Origin of the sequence: Vibrio sp. Scap24, from assembly GCF_013394185.1 — a bacterium.
Lineage (GTDB): Bacteria > Pseudomonadota > Gammaproteobacteria > Enterobacterales > Vibrionaceae > Vibrio > Vibrio pomeroyi.
In genome coordinates, this window is sequence record NZ_CP041333.1 from 714,003 (window position 1) to 736,305 (window position 22,303).

Below are 22,303 nucleotides of genomic sequence, written 5' to 3' on the forward strand. Positions count from 1 at the left end.
AACTAAATCCTTTACTGACCATTCTTATAATAGACGTATAACTCGCTAGAATCTGGCAACCCATGCTGATTCAGTTGGTGGTGCTCGATGACCATATCTACCTCTTTTAAGACTGCAATACCTTCCCAAGCCAGCGCGAGCTCCTGCTCAGTATGCTCGCCTTGGCTCAGTAACAAAGTGCCTTCAGACTTGATTGGAACCTTAATTAAGATGCTGTTTTTATTTGATGTTGATTGCTGAGTCGGGAAACCAATCGTGACTGTAGCCTTGCTGAAGTCTGAGCTGATGTCTTGATAGATCACGATGACTTTCTGTTGCTCTGCGATCTCTTCATCATTGGCTTCTAGGTTTTGGTAGAAATCGACCCATAGATCTGGCACGTCCTCTAAAGGAATCGTCTTACTCAAACCTTGCAGGTAAGTCGTGTTTGCTGTCGCCTGTGGTTTTACCTCTGATGATTGTTTCTTTGAGGACTTGTTCGTTGTTAACTCAGTTATTGGCTGCTCCGTCGACGTATCCGCAATCGCAGGCTGAATATGTAATAGACCCCAGACAACGCCAGTAATACCGACTGTCGTGAGGAATGAAGCGAATAATTTCATGCTCTTTCCTTGTTGTTCATTTTTCTTATCAAGGACAGTAAAGGAGCCGAGGTAAACAAAAGGTAACCGAGTGGGCTTTTTAGTTGGTCAACAGTGCATCGGGAGACAGGATAATTTTCTAATACAGCAATTTGGGACACTTTTTCCCATGCCGAATTGGTAATACTGACGCCATATTCATTTATGGGCTCAATAATGCTATTCAAACATCCCATCTCTCTGCTAACGATTATTCGGCTGAATCCATTAAAGGTCGCAGCGACATGGTTAATGGTTCTGGCTGAAAACGTCATGCTTATTCTGTTGCCACTGTTTATTGGTTACGCCATCGACGGCGTATTAAACCAAAGCTTTCAGCCTTTGATGATGCTAGCCGTGATTCTTTTTGTGCTGGTGATCATCAGTGTAGTGCGTCGTTTTTACGATACCCGTGTTTATGGTGCAATTCGTGTAAAACTGGCGAATATCGTGGAGCGTAACCTGCGTGGTTTATCTGTATCGACCAAAGATGCTCGACTCACCATGTCGCGTGAGTTGGTTGATTTCTTAGAAGACGATTTACCCGCTCTGATGACGGCCGTGGTTCAGCTTGTTGCGACTGTGGTGATTCTCTCTACATTCCATTTCTCATTGGCGCTTTGCATGTTGTTTGCTGGGCTGTCGATGCTCGCGATTTATGGCGTCTTCCACCGAACCTTTACTCGGCTTAACGGCCAATTTAACGATCAAGTTGAACAGCAGGTTCAGTTGCTGAGTGGTGTTCGCTTATCAGCGCTTCGTTGGCACTTTGAGCGACTAAAACAATGTAAAATCAAGCTCTCAGACACCGAGGCGATTGTCTACGGACTGATCTTTACCGTGTTGTTTGGCGCGGTAGTAGGGAATTTGTGGATGGTGAGTCAGCTTATCGATCCAACCGCAGGACAAGTATTTTCTATCGTTACCTATTCACTGGAGTTTGTTGAAACCGCAGTGATGCTCCCAATTACGCTGCAAACCCTTTCTCGTCTTACTGAAATCAGCCAGCGACTCAATCACACCTCAGTCCAACAGGCTACCAAGGAGATGCCTTATGAAATTTAAAAAGCCACTGTCTGTATTAGTCGGTTGTGCGGCTATCTTTGTTGCCTTGGTTGTCGTTGATGAATTAGAACCAGAGGCAGCAGAGCCTGTTAAGAAACAAGCGGTTATGGCACCGGTTTCTGTGTTGGAGGTAACACCCTCGCAGCACGAATCGACATTAACGGTATTAGGCTTAACTGCTGCTCGTTGGCCAATTCAGCTGAAAGCATCGAGTAGCGCGCAATTGAAATGGTTGAATGAAAGTATCGAACCGGGAAGTTTAGTCAAAAAAGGTGATGTGTTAGCAAGGCTAGATACCAGCGCCGTCGACGCGAACTTGGCGCAAGCATTGGGAGCGCTAAAGCAAGCGGAGCTGGAATTGAAACAAGCTCAGCATGAACAGACCGTCGCGCTCAAAATGCTCAACCCAAAAACAAGCTCGTCTTTTGCGCGCAGAGAGCCTCAAGTGCTCGCAGCGAAAGCCAACCTGCAACAAGCCAAACAGGCGTACGTAAGTGCGAAGAAGCTAGTGGAAGAGTCAGTTATCACCGCGCCTTTTGATTCGGTAGTCATGAAGCGCCACATCAGCCCAAGAGAGTGGGTAGAGGCTGGGCAAGTCTCCTTTGAGTTGGCCGCCAGTGATTCGATTGATATCGAGCTTCCAATCTCTGAAATGCACTGGCAGCAAGTTCAAGCTGCCTTGGTTAAGCCGAGCATTCGTGTCGTGAGTCGTTCTGGGAATCAATGGCCAGCGAAGGTGCGTTATGTGTCGCCGGAAGTGGATTCGGTGACGCGTCAAAGGGAAGTGGTGCTATCGGTTCAAAATCCTTACCAAAACAAACCAAGGCTATTCCCTAATCAGCAGGTTCAGGCTGTGGTTAATTTAGGTCTACGAGATGATGTGGTCAGCGTACCTTTGAGTGCGATGACACGAGATGGATACGTGTGGACGTTAGACACAGAAGACCGTTTACGAAAAGAGTCGGTAACGCTTATTGGGCAAGGCAGCCAAGAGCTTGATATTCGTTTTAATGATCAAAGTGAAAAGGCTCGTCGCGTGGTGCAGTATCCGCTTTCTTCGATGTTAATCGGCAAACAAGTCGCGCCTAAATTCGATGAAGGTCGCTCTGAAGCCGTGCTCGCTGGTAAATCTGATGCAGCACAGATGAAGGAATCAAACCAATGAGTTGGATGACAAAATGGTTCATTAATAACCCAGTCGCTGCCAATCTGTTGATGATGGCGATTGTTATCAGTGGTGTGTTGGCGTTTGGGCAGCTGCGAGTCGAGTCGTTTCCACAAATCGCACCGTCATCAATCAGCATTACTGTGGCTTATCCTGGCGGCACTGCGCAACAGATCGATGAGAGTGTGACTCAACGAATCGAAGAGTCGATCAGCGGCATTGCTGGCATCAAACAGATCACCAGCCAATCGAGTGCTGGCGTGTCTAGGGTTGTGGTTCGTAAAACCAGCAGCACTGACTTAGACAAGTTGTTGGATGACATTCGTAACCAAGTCAACGCTATCAACGGCTTTCCCGTGCAAGCAGAAAGACCACAAGTGGTGCGTAACGAATTTACCAACTTAGCCGCGTTTGTTGTGGTGTCAGGGCCAAGAACCGATGACGAATTACAACCTATTGCCAAGCAACTGGAACAAGCGTTAAAGAAGAACCCTCAAATATCAAAGGTATCAAACTGGGGATCTCGAACGCCTCAGTTGGTGATCGAGCCAGATCCTGAACAACTCAAAGCGCTGGGGTTGAGCTTGGAAGATCTTGCAGGTTTAGTTGAGCAGCGTTCGCTTGAGTCTCGTAGCGGTGAGCTTATCAGTGACAAAGGCCGAATGGTGATTCGTGGTGACGGTTACGCCGATGATTTACAGAAGCTAAACCAGCTTGTGATTATCTCTGGAAGCAACGGGAAAATACATTTGGGAGACATCGCCAAGCTAACCCGTGGCTACCAATACAGCGGCTCTATCGTGCGTAACAACGGCTCTAACGCCATCGCTTTATTGGTCAGTACTAGCCAAACTGACAACCTGCTTAAAGTCAGTGAAGCGATCAGCGAAACACTGGATGCCCAACGGACGATTCTGCCTTCGGATATTGAGCTGAATACTATGGCTGATATGGCGCCTTACATTGAAGAGCAGCTGTTTCGTTTGAGCGAAAATGCATGGCAAGGCTTGTTAATCGTGCTGATTTTGCTTGGGATATTTCTTGAGATTAGGCTCGCGTTTTGGGTCGCAATGGGGATTCCAATTGCGCTGACAGGAACGCTCGCTGCAATGCAGTGGTTTAACTACAGCATCAACGACATCACCTTGTTTGGCTTTATCTTGGTACTCGGTGTGCTGGTGGATGACGCTGTGGTTGTTGGTGAAGCGATACATGAAAAACGGACGATAAATCCTAGTCATTCCGGTACTTCAAAGCTAAACGGCTCCTCTAATATAAACGGAAAGACAGCCGCTTGGCAGGGCGTGCATTCCGTTTCGGTGGCAACTGTATTTGGTGTGCTAACGACCATTGCTGCTTTCTCACCAATGCTCTGGATTAACAATGAATTAGCCAAGGTGCTTGCTGGGTTTTCGGCAGTAGTGATCTTCGCTTTGCTCTTCTCGTTGATTGAAAGCAAATTCATTCTACCGTCACACTTGGCTCAGCTTTCTGTGAAAAAGCCATCTACCAGTATTATTGCCAAGGTTCAGAATACGGCTCAAGGCGGCTTGCAGTGGTTCAATCTTAACGTCTACAAGCCAGTATTGGAGTTTGCGCTTGGCTACAAGGTCGCATCTTTGCTTGGGTTTGTCGCGGTTATATCACTGGCTTATGGCATGTGGTCGAATGGGGCGATTCGCAGTGCTCTGTTTCCTGAAATTCCGGGGCGTTACATCACTGCTGTTGTTGAGCTAGAAGATGGCGCGCCGTTGCCACTGCAGCGCCAAGCTTTGCTGCAAGTTGAGCAAGCAATGACACAAGTAGAAAAAGGCTTGATGGACGATTATCCCTTGCAAGAAAAGCCAGTCGTAAACCTGTTGGCGTGGTCTGATGGCTATGGTGAAATTGAAGTCACTGCCGAACTCACCAATGAATCTTTAAGTTTGTTGCCGGGTAATTTACTGCTGAAGCGATGGCGAGAGAGTGCTGGGCAAATCGAAGGGGCTTACTCGGTGAAATTCAGTGCAGCAGAGGAGCCTGCTGGTGGCACATTTTTAACGATCTCTTCCAACGATCGTGAATTGGCATCCCGCGTCAGTGAACAACTAGCAGATACTTTAGCGTCCTTAAAAGGCGTTTCAGATGTCTACGATGATGGGCAGGATGGCTTACCGCAAGTTCGTTTGGTGCTAAATCAATACGGTCAGCAGCTTGGCTTAACACAAGCTACATTAGCTCAACTTGCCGGAGAAGCATTTGGCGAAAGGGAAGTTCATCGCCTATTAGAGAATGGGCAAGAGACTAAGGTACTACTGCAATACCCAAGGGATGAGCGCAGAACCTTAGCTCAGCTACAGCAAGCCATTATCATGTTGCCGAACGGTGGCAGTGTGATGATGGGCGATATCGCTGAGTTCCGTCACGAACAAGAGCCGCAAGTGGTTTACCGCCGCGATCGTGAGCAGGTGATCAACCTGTATTGGAAACAGAACCGTGACCTGCAATCACCAGAGAAAACGCGTGAGCAACTTGAAGATACGATTGAATCTCTGCACCTACAATATCCAAGTGTAACGATAAAAGCGGGTGGTGAGTTTGAAGAGATAGGGGAGGTGTCGGATGGCTTCAAATCAGCAATGATTCTTACTCTGCTGATGATTTACATTTTATTGGCGGTGCCTTTGAAGTCTTACTGGCAACCAATGATCATCATGGCGGTGATACCGTTTGGATTCGCAGGTGCTATTTTTGGTCACTACTTAATGGATTTGCCGATCAGCATTCTCTCTATGTTCGGCATGATGGCTATGACGGGGATCGTGATTAACGACTCGTTGGTGCTGATCACGCGTTTTAATGCTGAATATCGACAAGGTGTGCCATTACAGAAAGCGTTAGTGATTGCAGGTACTAGCCGTTTGAGAGCGATCTTCTTAACTACGATTACCACTGTGTGTGGGCTGTTGCCGTTGTTAAGTGAAACTGCGGAACAAGCACAATACTTAAAGCCTGCGGCGGTCTCATTGGTGTTTGGTGAACTATTTGCTACTGCGGTAACGCTGATTTTGATCCCTGTGCTGCTTGGTCTGTTTTGCCGCAAACCGCCTCAGGTTGAAAATCTAATTGAACAAGAACCACGTGAACAAGATGCATTAGAAGAACTCACTTTGGAGCGCTCGTGATTGATTTTATAAAGGACAAAGACGATAGTGAAGCCAAGCGATCGAATCCAATCAAGTCGACAGAGACAAGAGCTTCTATGACTGAGAACAAAGACCGTATGACGCAAGAGAACAAACCTGACTATCAATTGGTGCCAGGCTTCAAACTCGTGCCCGAGATTGCGTTGATTGAATCTTTGCCAGAGCACCTTCAAAAACGCTTTAGCCATGCACTTACCTTAATGCATGAAGAGTGGGGGGAGCGTCGTACATGGGAAGAGATAGCAACCGAAAGCGCAATTTCTCCTTATCACTTTCATCGTCAATTTACTGAGCTGTTTAATGAAACACCGGGTCAGTATCTGAGTCGCGTTCGATTACAAATAGCGGTGGGTTTGTTGATTAATGATGAACCGTGGAGCGTGATTGAAATAGCTCAGTACTGTGGCTTCTCATCGTCACAGTCGTTAGGTAAGGCGCTTAAACGTGAATTAGGGGTTACGGCAAAGCATATTCGAGAAATGGGCTACAACGCGACACCTAAGGAGACGGCGGATTTCATTCAGAGATTGGCGCATCCGGGTGTGCAATCTTCAATGGAAAAAGAACTGGTTAAGTCTATGCCGACCGAGCTGGTTTGGTATCCAGAACGCGGTATGCAGAAGCTCAAACTGGACGATCCTGATTGGGATACGGTGTTTGAGATGTATGGCCAAAAATCGACACAACTAATGGGCACTACACCAATAAAACAGATGAGAAACAAGTGGGACGATATCGATGCTGAAATCGGAAACTGGCAAGTCGCCAAAGACCGTTACGATAAGATGGTTCCAGAAGGCTACTACCTATGTAGCGATGTTTATCTGGTTTCCGATGTGGCTTATAGCACAGCCTTAGAAGCGCTATTTAATGCGGTTAAGCAGCAAGGTTTACAATTAGATGTGAATGGCTATTTGGTGGAGATGATTCGCCACATAGATGATGACGATGTGGAAGGAGTGACCTTCTCTTTCCAGTTGCCCATCTTAACCACACAAGACAACGAATAATAAAAAGGCTCCTCAATTGAGGAGCCTTTTGCTTTAAGTGTTTATCAGAGCCTTTGTTTACCAAGAGCTATAGTTTATCAGGCTTAGCCGTTATACAGAGTAGGGGGATTAAGCCTCTGCAGTCACTTTAGAGTCGCTCATCTTTTTAAGAGCAGCGTAACCAAAACCTGTTACCGCTGTACCAGCTGCAATCGCCACTAGGTACATAAGTACTGGAGAGATAGCACCAGGAATCAGTAGTACGAATAGACCGCCGTGTGGAGCCATTAGCTGTGCACCAAACATCATTGATAGAGCACCAGTTAGTGCACCACCTGCCATACAAGCTGGGATAACACGCATTGGATCTTTCGCTGCGAATGGGATTGCACCTTCAGAGATGAAACATAGGCCAAGAACGAATGATGCTTTACCTGCTTCACGCTCGCCTGCTTCAAACTTGTCTTTCACTAGGAAAGTCGCAAGGCCCATACCTAGCGCAGGAACCATACCTGCTGCCATGATAGCTGCCATTGGTGCGTAAGTTTGCGAAGCCAGTAGACCAACACCGAATGTGTAAGCCGCTTTGTTTACAGGGCCACCAAGGTCGAAACACATCATTGCGCCTAGAATCACACCCAGAAGAATCGCGTTAGACGTTCCCATGTTGTTTAGGAAAGTTGTCATCGCGCTCATCACGCCAGAAACAGGACCACCAACGATGTAAACCATCACCAAGCCAGTGAACAAACTCGCGATAAACGGAATGATCAGAATAGGCTTAAGGGCTTCCATAGATTGTGGAAGTTGTACCTTGTCGGCAATGAACTTAGCAGAGTAACCTGCAATGAAACCTGCTGCGATACCACCTAGGAAACCAGCACCTGTAGAACTAGCCAGCATACCGCCGATTAGACCTGGAGCCAGACCCGGACGGTCAGCAATTGAGAATGCAATGAAACCAGCAAGAACAGGAATCATCAGTGCGAATGCAGAACCACCACCGATAGTCATCAGTGCTGCTGCTAGTGTGCCTTCTTCTTTAAACGCTTCGATACCGAATACGAAAGAAAGAGCGATGATCAAACCACCCGCAACAACCACAGGAAGCATGTGAGATACACCTGTCATTAGGTGCTTGTACACGCCTTTCTTCTCGTCAGCAGGCGCTGAATTAGAAGAAGCTGTGTGTTGGTATGGTTTAGCTTCTGCGAACGCTTTTTCCATCTCTTGCTTTGTTTTCTTCAAAGCAGGACTTGTCGTTGTTTTGTATAGCGCTTTGCCGTTAAAACGATCCAGTGGAACATCGATGTCAGCTGCGATGATAACAAGGTCAGCGTCTGCGATTTCTTGGTCTGTTAGTTGGTTTTTCGCACCTACAGAGCCGCGAGTTTCCACTTTGATTTGGTGACCTAGGCGTTTGCCTTCTGCTTCAAGCGCTTCAGCTGCCATAAAGGTGTGTGCAACACCAGTCGGGCAAGCGGTAATCGCTACGATCTTTTTGCTGCCTGTAGTAGGTGATGTACCAGTTACTGCAACCGTTTCTTCAACTTGAGAAGCGTCTAGTACCGTTGCTTCTGCTACCGCTTTCTCTAGAAATGCTTTTGCATCTGCTGTGCATTCAGAGATAGCCGCTTGGTACACTTTTTTGCCAACAAAACGCGCTTTATCAACGTTTGTGTTAGCTGCGATAACCACAACGTCGCTGCTGTCGATAGCGTCTTGCGATACTGGAGATTCAGGTAGCACGCTTGATTGACATTCAATAGCAGCGTTCCAACCCAGTGCTTTTGTCGCTTGTTCTAACAAGCCCGCGGCGATGATGCTGTTTGCTACGCCACTTGGGCAAGCTGTGATAATGGTAATATTCATAATAAACCTTTTGTCCTATTTGCTTGTGTCTAACTGGCTAGTTGGAGCACTAAGCGCCTGTAATTGGATATTTTGTAGTACTGAATCCAGCTCTTGTTGGCTGGTGATGCCCACGCCTACCTGTGAAACTGCTAGAGCAGATAGGGCGGTTGCGAATTTAATAAGTTCTGGTTTTGGCATCTGTTGCATGTGACCCCAACATAGGCCAGCAACTAAGGTGTCGCCTGCGCCTACTGTGCTCACCACTTGCATACGCGGCGGTTGAGCATGTAACCATTCACCTTGGTTTAGCCACATCACGCCTTCTGCGCCAAGTGACACCACGATGTTATCGATGCCTTTTTCACTTAGGGCTTGGCCTGCGTGTTGGCATTGGTCACGAGTTGTCAGTTCTGCATTGAACAGCTGAGACAGCTCTTCATCGTTTGGCTTGATCAACCAAGGTTGTGCATTGATACCTGCTTTTAGTGCGTCACGGCTGCTGTCGAACAACACCTTTTTACCTAGGTCACGCAAGCGTTGTACCCAAGAAGCGCAAAGCTCTGGCGATACGCCTTGTGGCAAGCTGCCTGCAATCACGAAGTATTCGTGGTCTTTAGCCAGTTCTAGCAAGGTTTCTTCAAACGCTTTAACAGCGTCAGCATCAACAGGAACACCTGGGAAGTTGATGTCGCTAACTTGGCCTGAGTTTTCTACCAATTTCACGTTTATACGAGTTGCGCCATCAACACGGATGAAACGGTCAGTTGCGCCCATCTGTTCAAACAGTTGGCAGAATGCTTCTTCGTTATTGCGACCAAGGAAGCCTGTTACGGTCACTTTAGCGCCAAGTTCTGAAAGTACTTTTGCTACGTTTACGCCTTTGCCTGCTGCATGCAGAGAGCCTTTGTTTACTAGGCTAACTGAACCTACATTGAGTGCGTCGATAGCACCTGTCAGGTCTAGGGCAGGGTTAAGCGTAACGGTAACGGCTTTGATTTGTTTATCAGACATATCGATTCCTTAACCTTCACCAAGGCCTGAAGCGATAGCTTTACCAATCGATTCAAGTGCTTGTGCTGCATCGTCACCTTCAGCAACAAACTGAAGTTGGTGGCCGTGTTTAACGCCAAGTGCGATGACTTTCATCAAGCTCTTCGCGTTCACTTCTTTTCCGTCACCATCTAGGTTTGAAACGCGGATTGTTGATTCGAATTTCTTCGCTTCAGCAACCAACATTGCGCCCGGGCGAGCGTGTAGGCCGTGTGCGTTTTTAATTTTGAATACTGCGCAGTTGTCATCGTCTTGAGAGGCTGTAGAAACCGCTTCACCTTTTAGAAGACCAATCACTTGTGCGATGTCAGCCGTTAACAGTTGTTGCTGTTTACCTTCGAAAACCATCTTGCTTAGGTTTGCCAGAATAGATTGGTGTGCGCTGTTGCAAGCGGCGAAAGCGACCAATGCTTTCACTGGTGTGCCTTCGTACTCACAGTGGTTTGCTGTTGAAACAAACGATACGCCAGTGCGAGTTACGCCTTTATCGCTGCCCAACAACCACAGGCCTTGGCCTAGGTGAGTCGGTGTTTTTGTTACTAGGTCAGCAACGAATGCGTTGTCTGTGCAACCTGTGTTCTTAAGTAGGCCGCCCGCAACAGCAGACATTTGAACCATGTCGCTTGCAGGGAACAGTAGCTGAACCAAAGAAGCGTCTAGGTCTGCTTCTAACTGAACTTCGCCATTAAGTAGGGCGATGATTTCGTCTTCTGATTTCGCTTGCTTTAATTTATCTTCAACACCGTCTGCCGCTAGCACTTTCGTTAGTTGCTTAAGGATGCCTAAGTGCTCGTCAGATTTCGCAGCAATACCAATTGCTACGTAAACACGGTTGCCGTCTGCCCAATCAATGCCTTCTGGGAAGTGGTGAACGGCTACGCCTGTTTCTTTTACTAGGCCACGCGTGTCAGTGGTGCCGTGAGGAATCGCGATACCGTTACCTAGGAACGTTGAGTTCTGGTTTTCACGGTTCAGCATTCCTTCAACGTAGCCAGAGTCAACTAAGCCTTTCGCGGTTAGGTCGCCAGCAATGTTCTGGATAGCTTTGAATTTGTCATCGGCCGTTTGACCAAGAGTGATGTCAGATTTTGATAATTTAAGCATGGTGCCTCTTTAGCGTATCGCTTGAGAATTTGTGTATCGCTACGATTCAGTCTAGAGCAAGATTCGTGGAGCTTAATTCTTTGCTTGCTCTTTGCTTTATGCTTGCTGAATCGGTTCAGCATTCGGTGTAAAAAAATTCAGCAAAGCCGATTTTGGTTTTCAAAATAGTTTTGCTGCGTGTCGTAATTTCAGTTTCGTTAATAACGAGAAGTTGAATCACGACAAATGACGCTCAATCCATTCAAAAGGATGATTGAAGTCACTTTTCAGATTTTGCTGAATCCTTTCAGCTTTTATACTGAATCGATTCAGCATATAATTCAACTAATCCAAGGATCAGAAGATTGGTTATATGATCCTACGCACAAAATACAGGTCACCCATATGACACTAGATGAGATTGCCAAACTAGCCGGTGTGTCGAAAACCACGGCCAGCTATGTGATTAATGGCAAGGCGCAGAAATACAGAATCAGTGAAAAGACTCAGCAGAAAGTAATGGCGGTGGTAGACGAGTATAACTACCGTCCAGACCATGCTGCTTCGTCGCTGCGTGCTGGTAATAGCCGTTCATTTGGTTTGATTATTCCTGATCTGGAAAACAGCAGTTACGCGCGTTTAGCAAAATTGATAGAGCAGAACTCACGTAAAGTAGGCTATCAAATACTGATTGGCTGTTCTGATGATGATGCTGAAACCGAACGCAAAGTAGCAGAAGCGTTGGTGAGCCGTCGTATTGATGCCTTGCTGGTGGCGAGCTCAATGCCAGATGCCAATGAGTTCTACTTAAAGCTCCAAAGCTCGGGCACACCTGTGATTGCAATTGACCGTCCGTTAGACGATGAACACTTTGCTTGTGTAATCAGTGAAGATTTCGAAGCTGCTTTCGAACTGACGCACTCAATTCTTGATGACAGTATTCATAGTGTTGGTTTGATAGGTGCACTGCCAGATTTAAATATCTCACGCGAACGTCAGCTAGGTTTTGAAGCCGCAAATAAAGCGCATACTCAACAAACAGGGCTAACCGAAAACAAGCCGATGGTTGTGGGTTATGGCGAACACTTTGATAGAGAATCAGGGCGTGAGATTTTTGAGGGTTGGATTACAAAAGGCACAGTGCCCGATGCGATTGTGACTATGTCTTACACCTTGTTAGAAGGTGTATTGGATGTGATGGTTGAAAAGCCAGAGCTGATCAATCAAGTGAAACTGGCGACCTTCGGTGATAACCGATTATTGGATTTCTTACCCTTTAAGGTTCACTCACTGCCGCAGCAATTTGAGGTCATCGCAGACAGCGCTTTTGCTTTGGCATTAAACGCGTCGGCTAAGCGTTACCAAGCAGGTATTGAGCTTGTGCCAAGAAGCTTAGTCAAACGAGGCTAGCTTTCGTTTAACAGTTAGTCAGAGTTTAACGGCTAGCTTTCGTTTAGCAGTTAGCCAGAGCTTAACCTTTAGCTAGAACCAAGCAATAAGACTAACTCTACGATAGCCACAACGCCGAGCAGCAAAGCCAGCACCTTCCAGAATTGAATAGGGTGACGGTTTATCAAAGGTTGCTTGGCTTTGTGCTTCATTAGGTTTTGATTGGGTGTGTAGAGATCTGCTACAAAATCGCCTAAAACCTGATATCGCTCGGTCGGTGATTCTGCACACGCCTTTTGTAAAACCAAATCGATCCAAGCCGGTAAGTCCGTTCGTTTTTGGGTCAGCGGTTGGTATTCCCATTGATGATGGCGTGATTGCTTAAGAGATTGTGCGCTCATTTCAGAGTATGGCAATTCGCCCGTCAGCATTTCATAACCGATCACCGCGATAGAGAACAAATCCGAGCTTGTGGTGGCTGTGTTGTACTTAATACTTTCTGGTGCGATGTAATTTACCGCACCGAGTGGTGTTGGGTCTTTGTCTGTTTGTTCTCCCTCTTCAATCCCTCTTACTAACACCGCACCAAGGTCGATGATCTTGATGTCGCCATCACGCTGAATCATGATGTTTTCTGGTTTTAAGTCTCTATGAACCATGTCGGCTCGTTGCAATACACGAATGCCTTGTGTGATCTTTTCGAGTATCTCACGCACTTGTTCGAGCGAGGGCTTAGGGTTGTCGTACATCCACTGCCTTAGCGTGACACCTTCAACCAATTCGCAAATTTGATATAGGAATTGAGAGTGCTCTGGTGTTGGGTAAACCTTCATGACTTTCTTGTTGTTCAACAAAATGCCAGCCCATTGTTCATTAAAGAAAGCTCTTAGCTGAGCTGGGTCGTCATGGTATTGAACTGAAGGTACTTTGAGGACGAATTCGGTTTGTGTCTCTTTCTGCATCACACGATACACATGACTTCGAGTGCCCGCATACAACACCTCAAGCACCATAAAGTTATCGATACTTTGACCAAGCTTTAACGCTGGTGGAATCGCGCGCTTAGAGAGCTTTTCGTGAAATTCAATTAATGACGGCGTAGGTAAGTGAGTCACTTCGACAATCAAGCAGCTCACATTGTCTGCGCTATTGTGGCTTAGTGCTGTGTTACAGATGGTTTGAGCCGCGTATTCGAAATCCGCACCGGGTTTATCGATGTGTTCTTTAAACGTGTTAGGGGAAACGAACTCATGCACACCATCCGATGTGAGGATAAAGCGGTCATTCTTCTTGATGGGTAAGGTTTGATAGTCAACATTGAGCTGATTATCCATGCCCAATGCTCTGGTTAAGTAATGTTTCTGTCCCATGTTCTTACGAGTGTGGTCACGGGTCAGTTGGCGTAATTCTCCATCTCTTAGCAAGTAAATACGGCTGTCACCCACATGGAATAGGTGGGCGGTGTTCGATTTTAAAATCACACTGCTGAATGTTGAAACAAGGGCATTGTGATTAACTTGCTGTGCGGGATGAATGTTAGAAACCGAGGTGTTGAAGAGCCAAGAATTGAGCGAGGTTAGGACTTTTTGTGCTGAACGCTGAATACTCCAACTTTGTGGGGTCGCGTAATAGTCGTCAATAAACTGCATCACACTGGTGTGACTGGCTTTCTGACCGTGTTCACTACAACTGGCACCGTCGGCTATGCAGGCAACACTGCCTTTTAGCTCTTGCTCTACGCGAGTCTTCGGATGTTTTACAATGATGGCGTCTTGGTTTTCATCACGTACGCCTTTATTCGAATAACCACCAAACTTCAGAGTCAGTTGGTTATTGTTTTCTGGCTTGATGACTTGCCCTTGGCTGAATGAAATCGTCATAACTGGTCTTCTTCTTAACTGGCCGTTTTCTCATCTGCTTGAGAGCAAATCTGAGAAAGAACAAAAGCTCTAGCGAATGCAGAGCCTTTGAACGAAGTAACCGAGTGTCGCAAGCCCGGTTACTTCTCCCGATTCAATAAGTGATTAGCTCGATACGTTAATCAAGGTCACGCTGCCGTCGTCGTTTACTTCGGCAATTTGACCGTTGGGCTCTTCCATGAACATCAGAGTAACGAAACCAAGCACTGCTGTTGCAGCAATCACTAAGAAGAAAGTCTGGTAACTTACGAATGAAAGCACTGTTAGGTAAACCACCGCACCCACGTTACCGTAAGCACCTGTCATACCTGCAATCTGACCTGTCATACGACGCTTAATCAGTGGCACTGTCGCAAACACCGCACCTTCACCTGCTTGTACGAAGAAAGAACATGCCATTGCAGCAACAACCGCTAGCCATACAGGCCATGTGCTGTCTACTTGACCCATTGCGAAGTAACCCACAGCCAAACCTGCTGTTAAGATAAGTAGCGTTGGTTTACGACCGAATTTATCTGAAATCCAACCGCCACCAGGGCGAGACATCAAGTTCATGAAGGCGTATGCCGAAGCCACCATTCCTGCTAGAACTGGCGTTAGTTCAAAGGTTTCAGAGAAGAACAGAGGCAACATAGAAACCACCGCTAGCTCTGAACCGAATGTCGCAAAGTACAGAACGTTCAGTACCGCAACTTGCTTAAATTTGTACTGGTGAATCTCTGGCACTTCTTCTTTAAATACGTTCTTGTTTACTTTCCAAACCTGAGACACTTCGTAAACATACAGGGCAGCAAGCACTGCATACACGCCGTATACTGCTGTGTCTGAAAGCATGCCAATACCTGATGGAGACAGTTTCCAAGCCAGTAAAGCCAGTGCCGCGTACATAGGGATCTTCATGAAGAGTAGAAAGAAAAAGTCACCCTTAGACGTCACTTCCATTGCTGTTACTTGAGCAGGCTTGAAGTAAGTAGAACCTTTTGGTGTGTCGGATACGTTTTTGTAGAACACCACTGAGAACAGTAAGCTCATTACACCCGTAATACCAACCGCATAACGCCAGCCTTCATCACCGCCAAATACTAATGCTAAGGTAGGAAGAGTGAATGCTGCCGCAGCTGAACCAAAGTTACCCCAACCACCGTAGATACCTTCTGCAGTACCTAATTCATTGTGTGGGAACCATTCAGAAACAAGACGAATACCAACCACGAAACCCGCACCGATGAAGCCTAGTAGGAAACGAGCGATAGCAGCTTGAATGAAAGAATCAGCCAGTGCGAACATGAAACACGGGATCGAACAGATCGCGAGTAGCAAGGAGTAGACGAGCCTTGGACCATAGCGGTCGGTGAGCATACCAATGGCGACACGCGCAGGAATGGTTAAGGCAACGTTCAAGATAAGAAGGGTTTTGATCTCTTCAGTGGTCAATCCTAGGCTGGTTTTTACCATTTGTAGCAGTGGTGCGAAGTTAAACCACACCACAAACGTGATAAAGAAGGCCATCCAGCTGAGGTGTAAGACCTTCATCTTACCTGTAAACGAAAACAGCGAAAATTTTGAGTTATCCATGTTTTAAATCCTTTAAATATGGAAAGTGTCTAGAGTTATCTAGCCGTCCACATGCCAACTCCGTAGCTTGCCTAGACTGTTAATTATAGGCGGCTAAGGCATGTTAATGGGTGAATTTGAAAGTACAACCTTTTAGTTAGGCGATAACTTGTTGTTAGTTGAACATTTGTTGCGAATTGCTAATTTGTCGTCAGATGACTAACTTGCCAACGCTTCGGGTGCCAGTACTTGAATCTGATTGCCTTGTCGACGCACTTCAAAACGGGTTAGGGCATGTTCAGGTTCTTCCAAACAAGCGCCAGTCTCTAGATGGTAATGCTGCTTGTAGAGTGGCGAGGCCACATAGGGTTCTCCACTTAACGAGCCGATAATGCCGCGAGACATAACGTTGGCTTTCCCCACAGGGTCGAAATTCGATAGGCCATAAAGCTTGTCGCTGCGTTTGCAGTAAAAAATGGCGACTTGATGATCAGCTACTTTGGCGCACACACCCGCATTGGGTGATAGTTCCTCTTGCGAGCAAACAGTGGTCCAGTTTTCCATGACAGTCTCCTTGTCAATTTGTTGAGGCTTTGATTTTGTTCCATTTCCTAAAAAAGAAAGTCGTAAAGAAAGAAGGTCGCTAGCAGCGTGTTGCCGAGATCGAAGGGGCTGCTAACGACCAAACTGGCTACGAGACTTCCGTAATTTCAATCTGTTCAGTGCTGTTTAGCGCTTGGTTACGTTCCGCTTCTTGGTCCGTATTGACCGAAGGTTTTGGGAAGCGTTGTTCACGCTCTTTGATGAACGAGAGGCTAGAGTCCATCTCTTCACTGTTGATGTAGTGTTGGAAGCGCTTCATCTTCACTGGATTCTCGATAGTGGTTTTCCACTCACACTGATAGTTTTCGATATTGAGTGCGATGTCGGCTTCTAGCTCAGCGGCGACATTGAGTTTGTCTTCAATCACTACCTCTTTGAGATACTCCAAGCCACCTTCTAAGTTTTCCATCCAAACAGAAGTACGTTGCAGGCGGTCAGCAGTACGTGTGTAGAACATCAACACACGGTCGATGTATTGAATGAGAGTTTGTTCGTCTAGGTCGGTCGCGAATAGGTCGGCGTGACGTGGGCGCATGCCACCATTACCACATACATAAAGGTTCCAACCTTTGTCGGTGGCGATAACGCCGATGTCTTTCGATTGAGCCTCGGCACACTCACGAGTACAGCCCGATACAGCGAATTTGATCTTGTGTGGTGAACGTAGGCCCTTGTAGCGGTTCTCTAGTTTAATCGCGAGACCAACACTGTCGTTAACACCGTAACGACACCAAGTGCTGCCAACACAAGACTTCACCGTACGAACCGATTTACCGTAGGCGTGACCAGTTTCAAAGCCTGCATCAATCAGCTTTTTCCAGATGGCTGGCAGTTCATTAAGCTGCGCGCCAAACAGGTCGACACGCTGACCGCCAGTGATCTTGGTGTAAAGGTCGTATTCTTTCGCGACTTCACCCAGAACAATCAGTTTGTCTGGTGTGATTTCACCGCCTGCAATACGTGGAACTACAGAGTAGGTGCCATCTTTTTGCATGTTGCCAAGGTAGATGTCGTTGGTGTCTTGCAGCTCGATGTGTTCATCTTTAAGGATGTAATCGTTCCAGTAAGAGGCGAGAATCGAACCCACCGCAGGCTTACACACGGTACAACCTAGGCCTTGACCATGAGATTCAAGCAGCTCGTCGAACGTTTTGATCTTGTTGACGCGGATAATGTCGGTCAGTTCTTGGCGAGAATAAGCAAAGTGCTCACAGATATCGTTAGAGACTTCCACACCCAAGTTGCTCAGTTCGCTGTCGAGCACTTGTTTCGCAAGGGCTGAACAACCACCACAACCAGTAGAGGCGTTGGTTGTCTCTTTCAATGCAGACATGGTTGTACAACCCGCTGACACCGCTTCTTTGATATCGCCTTTGGTCACATCGAAACATGAACAGATAACCGCGCTGTCCGGTAGCGCTTCGACACCCATTGCGCTGCCTGAGTCGTCAGCAAGGTTTGGAAGAATTAATACAGAAGGGTTCTCTGGCAGAGGCATATCATTTTGCTTGATTTGCAGCAGTGAACCGTACGCGTCTGCGTCACCCACTAACACAGCACCGACGATCTTCTTACCATCAGCAGAGACAATTAAACGCTTATAAACCTGTTCAATTTCATCGTTGTAGGTATAAGACTGCGCGCCTTCGGTTTTGCCGTGCACTTCACCAATACTGGCTACGTCGACACCCAGAAGCTTGAGCTTGGTGCTCATGTCAGCACCGGTAAAGCTGCTCTCATCTTCACCATTAGAAAGGATATGGCTAGCCGCCACTTTCGCCATTGAATAGCCCGGAGCCACTAAGCCAAAGATCTTGTTGTCCCACAGGGCACACTCACCAATCGCGTATACGTTGTTTAGGTTGGTTTGGCAGTTGTCGTCAATCACAATGCCGCCACGTTCGCCAATGGCGATGTCAGAGCTACGAGCCAGCGCATCTTGCGGGCGAATACCTGCAGAGAACACGATCATATCGGTTTCTAGATGTGTACCGTCAGCAAAGTTCATGCGGTAGCGAGACGTTTCACCTGCCACAATTTCAGAGGTCGCTTTCTCGGTGTGAACTTGCACACCCAAGTCTTCAATTTTGCGTCTTAGTAGGGCACCGCCACCATCATCCAGTTGAACCGCCATCAGACGAGGAGCAAACTCAACCACATGAGTTTCTAATCCAAGGTTCTTCACCGCGTTCGCCGCTTCTAAACCCAGCAAGCCACCACCAATGACCACGCCCGATTTGCTCTGTTTACCCGATAGCTCAATCGCATCGAGATCTTCAATCGTACGGTACACATGACAGTGCTCCTGATCGTTACCCGGAATCGGTGGCACAAACGGGAATGAGCCCGTTGCAAGAATCAGCTTGTCGTAACTTTCAACGTGGCCGCTGTCGGTAATAACCGTTTGATTTGCTGTATCAAGTTCAGTGACTTGTGCGTTAATCAGATATTTAACGCCGTTTTCTTGGTAGTAGGCTTCACTCGTTAAAGCCAAATCGTCGGCTGTCTTACCGTTGAAGTAGGCCGTAAGTTGAACACGGTCGTAGGCAAGACGCGATTCTTCACTGAAGGTAATAACTTCATATTGGTCTGAATCAGCTTGAATGATGCTGTCGATAAATTTGTGGCCAACCATGCCATTACCAACGACGACAATCTTTTGTTTGCTCATAGTAAATTCCTTTTTTGCTGGCTTCCTAGCGTTTCTAAAACTGCCCACTCTCTGGTGGATAATGTGCTGTTCTTCCAATGAACTGAAAACTGTAAATTTTGAGTTGTTGGTAAATAGGGCAGCAAGTAGGATGCCAGATAGAAATAGATATCGAGAAAAATAAAAATAACATTTTAAATCAGTGGTTTAATTAAATGACAAACAGCTCAATTACCCCTAAAGTGGTAGGCTTAAAAAAGGGAATATTTATGAAAATGAGCCTTTGTGGTGCAAATTTGATCAACATGGTGCAAAAATCTCAATATTTCGCTAGTTACATTTAATTAACATTGCTTTTTGTAAGTGATTTTATTTTAAGTATTTGTAAATGATGGTTATTTTTCTTGTTGCGGAAAGGGGTAAATAGTGGCGTGCAAATTGCTGTAACTAAAAAGACAAAATTTCATAGCTGAGCAAGGGTCATAAACGACGCTCTGTTGGCTAGATGAGAAACATAAGAACATTGCACGAGGGAAGAGTGATGAGTTCAAACAAGGATTGGATTAAATCAACGTGTGCTTACTGTGGCGTAGGTTGTGGTATTGAAGTGAGGCCCACTTCTTCGGGGAAGCTGGAAGTGCGTGGCGATAAAGACCACCCATCGAATTATGGCAAGCTGTGTACCAAGGGCGCAGCGTTGGGCGACACCGTAACGCCAATTGGGCGTTTAACTCAGCCGATGCAGCGAGTAGATAACGAACAACAGCAATTGCCTTGGGGCGAGGCTTCACAATTGGTGGCAGATAAGTTTGCCCAAGCGATTAAAGAACATGGGCCAGATTCAGTCGCCTTCTATGTATCTGGTCAATTGCTGACTGAAGACTACTATGTCGCCAACAAACTGATGAAAGGTTTTATTGGTAGCGCCAACATCGACAGTAACTCTCGCCTTTGCATGGCATCGAGTGTGGTTGGGCATAAACGCGCGTTCGGCACCGACACCGTTCCTGTCTGTTATGAAGATTTAGAACAAGCAGAAGTCGTCGTTATCACTGGCTCAAACCTCGCTTGGTGTCACCCTGTGCTATTCCAAAGGTTAAGAGCGGCCAAACAAGCCAACCCTGCATTGAAAGTGATCGTGATTGACCCGCGTTATACCGACACCTGTGAAATTGCCGACATGCACTTGGCGTTGGAGTCAGGCTCAGATGTCGCACTGTTCAATGGTTTGCTAGCCTACTTAGATGACAACGACCAGCTCGACGCTGACTACATTGAACATCACACCCAAGGCTTTACTGAAGCCATTCGATCCGCAACGCACTACCGTTATACAGAATCAGGTTGGGGCGACAAAAGCATTCCCGACCTAACAGGGCTTACAGAGCAGCAACTCGAACAGTTCTACAAGCTGTTTGCTTCTAATGAGAAAGTGCTCACCATCTATTCTCAAGGCGTAAACCAATCCACACAAGGGTGTGACAAGGTCAACGCCATTATTAATTGCCATTTAGCGACGGGAAAAATCGGCAAGCCGGGCATGGGGCCTTTCTCAGTAACAGGCCAGCCAAACGCAATGGGCGGGCGAGAGGTGGGTGGCCTAGCCAATACCTTAGCCGCGCACTTTGAATTTGGTGATCCGCAATCACACCAAACCGTCAGTGAGTTTTGGGAAACCGACAGCTTAGCTACTCACGCAGGCTTAAAAGCCATCGACCTATTTGATGCGATGAATGATGGCAAGATAAAAGCCGTGTGGATCATGGCAACCAACCCTGTCGTGAGTTTGCCAGATAGCGAAAAAATAAAAACCGCACTAGAGAAGTGCCCGTTTGTGGTGGTGTCGGACTGCATTGCTGATACCGAAACCACACGCTTGGCCGATGTGGTGCTACCCGCGCAAGGGTGGAGTGAAAAGTCGGGCACCGTAACCAACTCTGAGCGTCGAATCTCACGCCAACGCCGAGTATTACCAAGCCCTGGAGAAGCCAAACCTGATTGGTGGATATTAAAAGAAGTCGCGCAAAAGATGGGATTCAAAGATCAGTTTGATTACCGCCACGAAGGTGAGATCTTCAAAGAATATTGTGAGATGACGGCGCTTGGTAATGAAACAGGTAATGCGCGTGACTTGTGCTTAATCGGTCTTACTCAGTTAGATGAGAAAGGCTATGGCGAACTCACTCCACAGCAATGGCCAGTACTTGAATATCAACCAGAGATCATTGAACAGCGCATGTTCACCGACGGCGAGTTCTATACTGAATCTGGCAAAGCGCAGTTTATCGCGGTTGAGCACGACAAGCCGATTGCTGATACCAGTGTCGAATTCCCACTTATCATGAACACAGGCCGAATCCGAGACCAGTGGCACACCATGAGCCGAACTGGTTTAGCCGCAGGTTTAGGTGAACACACACCAGAACCCTTTGTCGCCATGCATCCAGATACGGTCGCAGAGCTTGGCTTAGATGAATTTGGGTTAGATGCCTTCAACCACGCCACTATTAATCCGGTGGTGAAAGTGCGCAGTGCACAAGGTGAATGCCAAGCACGCTTAGTGGTAACCAAAGAGATGCGTCGGGAGCAAGTATTCATGCCTATTCATTGGAACGCCCCAACCGCCAAAGACAGCAAACCATGCGACCTGATTTTGCCTCATACCGATGCGGCATCAGGCCAACCTGAATTCAAACACACACCCGTTGTCGTAGAGCCGTGTGGTTATCGCAGTGAAGCCGCACTGGTCAGCGACAAAGTGATGGATTGCAGCGGCTTTGATTATTGGGTACGCCAAAGAGTGGAGGGCGGCTTTCTGTACCGCATCTCATCATCCAAGAACCCAATGGAGTTGGTGATTCAACTTGCCAACACCCTCGATGCTTTACCAGAACCCAACGCAGAGGCAATCAAATCACTCCATTACCACGGCAATAAATCGTTCAAGAACTATGGCTCAGCCAAGCTGGATCAATTTGGCGTGAAGCAAGCCTTTGTGGTGAACAGCAAGCTAGACCATCACAGCATCGACTGGCTGGTGGAATGCCTAACCCGAGAAGCCGATGAAGAGTTTGAAGCCGAGTTTTTGAGTACCATGGCGAAGTAGCCGACTACCTCTAACCTATTAATACCTAAAGTTAAGCGCCGACAATCACGTCGGCGTTTTTGTTTTTAAGT

At 46.9% G+C, this 22,303-nt stretch carries 14 protein-coding genes; 6 read left to right on the plus strand and 8 right to left on the minus strand.

Features of this window, described 5'->3' with window-relative positions:
* Positions 1-11: 11 nt before the first annotated feature.
* Entirely contained in the window at positions 12-602 is a 591-nt protein-coding gene (locus tag FLM53_RS18790; RefSeq protein ID WP_176679870.1) for a hypothetical protein, read from the minus strand.
* Positions 603-797: 195 nt separating this feature from the next.
* On the opposite strand from FLM53_RS18790, the gene FLM53_RS18795 reads away from it, so the two are divergent.
* The 4 genes from FLM53_RS18795 to FLM53_RS18810 are packed head-to-tail and all read left to right on the plus strand — an operon-like array spanning position 798 to position 7,045.
* Positions 798-1,685, plus strand: a complete 888-nt coding sequence (locus tag FLM53_RS18795; RefSeq protein ID WP_256099329.1) for an ABC transporter six-transmembrane domain-containing protein — start codon at positions 798-800, stop codon at positions 1,683-1,685.
* Entirely contained in the window at positions 1,675-2,850 is a 1,176-nt protein-coding gene (locus FLM53_RS18800; protein WP_176679868.1) for an efflux RND transporter periplasmic adaptor subunit, read from the plus strand. Before FLM53_RS18795 ends, FLM53_RS18800 begins: the two co-directional genes overlap by 11 nt.
* Positions 2,847-6,014: an efflux RND transporter permease subunit gene (locus FLM53_RS18805; RefSeq protein ID WP_176679867.1), complete on the plus strand. Its 3,168-nt coding sequence runs from the start codon at positions 2,847-2,849 to the stop codon at positions 6,012-6,014. The genes FLM53_RS18800 and FLM53_RS18805 overlap by 4 nt, the downstream gene beginning before the upstream one ends.
* The gene (locus tag FLM53_RS18810) at positions 6,011-7,045 is read left to right on the plus strand and encodes an AraC family transcriptional regulator (protein ID WP_176679866.1); all 1,035 of its coding nucleotides are present in this window, start codon (positions 6,011-6,013) and stop codon (positions 7,043-7,045) included. Before FLM53_RS18805 ends, FLM53_RS18810 begins: the two co-directional genes overlap by 4 nt.
* Before the next feature lie 108 nt (positions 7,046-7,153).
* Here FLM53_RS18810 and fruA read toward each other — a convergent pair whose 3' ends face one another.
* From fruA to fruB, 3 genes are read right to left on the minus strand one after another with little or no spacing between them, the layout of a single operon-like run.
* Positions 7,154-8,896, minus strand: coding sequence for a PTS fructose transporter subunit IIBC (fruA, locus tag FLM53_RS18815; protein ID WP_176679865.1), 1,743 nt, complete (start codon positions 8,894-8,896; stop codon positions 7,154-7,156).
* Positions 8,897-8,911: 15 nt separating this feature from the next.
* A complete protein-coding gene (gene pfkB, locus FLM53_RS18820) occupies positions 8,912-9,889 on the minus strand; it encodes a 1-phosphofructokinase (RefSeq protein ID WP_176679864.1) in 978 nt (325 codons plus the stop codon).
* Positions 9,890-9,898: 9 nt separating this feature from the next.
* The gene (fruB, locus tag FLM53_RS18825; protein WP_176679863.1) at positions 9,899-11,032 is read right to left on the minus strand and encodes a fused PTS fructose transporter subunit IIA/HPr protein; all 1,134 of its coding nucleotides are present in this window, start codon (positions 11,030-11,032) and stop codon (positions 9,899-9,901) included.
* Between the two features lie 384 nt (positions 11,033-11,416).
* Here fruB and cra point away from each other — a divergent pair, with 384 nt between their 5' ends.
* Positions 11,417-12,421 (plus strand): catabolite repressor/activator, encoded by a 1,005-nt coding sequence (cra, locus tag FLM53_RS18830; protein ID WP_176679862.1) that lies wholly within the window; start codon positions 11,417-11,419, stop codon positions 12,419-12,421.
* Between the two features lie 68 nt (positions 12,422-12,489).
* On the opposite strand, the gene FLM53_RS18835 is transcribed toward cra, so the two are convergent.
* The 4 genes from FLM53_RS18835 to nirB all read right to left on the minus strand — a co-directional run bounded on the left by FLM53_RS18835 (position 12,490) and on the right by nirB (position 19,147).
* Positions 12,490-14,280, minus strand: coding sequence for a bifunctional protein-serine/threonine kinase/phosphatase (locus FLM53_RS18835; RefSeq protein ID WP_176679861.1), 1,791 nt, complete (start codon positions 14,278-14,280; stop codon positions 12,490-12,492).
* A 144-nt stretch (positions 14,281-14,424) separates the two neighbouring features.
* Complete coding sequence (locus tag FLM53_RS18840) at positions 14,425-15,894, minus strand: NarK family nitrate/nitrite MFS transporter (protein WP_176679860.1); 1,470 nt, start codon at positions 15,892-15,894, stop codon at positions 14,425-14,427.
* Positions 15,895-16,092: 198 nt separating this feature from the next.
* Positions 16,093-16,437 (minus strand): nitrite reductase small subunit NirD, encoded by a 345-nt coding sequence (gene nirD, locus FLM53_RS18845; protein WP_061031137.1) that lies wholly within the window; start codon positions 16,435-16,437, stop codon positions 16,093-16,095.
* A gap of 127 nt (positions 16,438-16,564) precedes the next feature.
* A complete protein-coding gene (gene nirB, locus FLM53_RS18850; RefSeq protein WP_176679859.1) occupies positions 16,565-19,147 on the minus strand; it encodes a nitrite reductase large subunit NirB in 2,583 nt (860 codons plus the stop codon).
* A 520-nt stretch (positions 19,148-19,667) separates the two neighbouring features.
* On the opposite strand from nirB, the gene FLM53_RS18855 reads away from it, so the two are divergent.
* Positions 19,668-22,232, plus strand: coding sequence for a molybdopterin oxidoreductase family protein (locus FLM53_RS18855; RefSeq protein ID WP_370779663.1), 2,565 nt, complete (start codon positions 19,668-19,670; stop codon positions 22,230-22,232).
* Positions 22,233-22,303 lie beyond the last annotated feature (71 nt).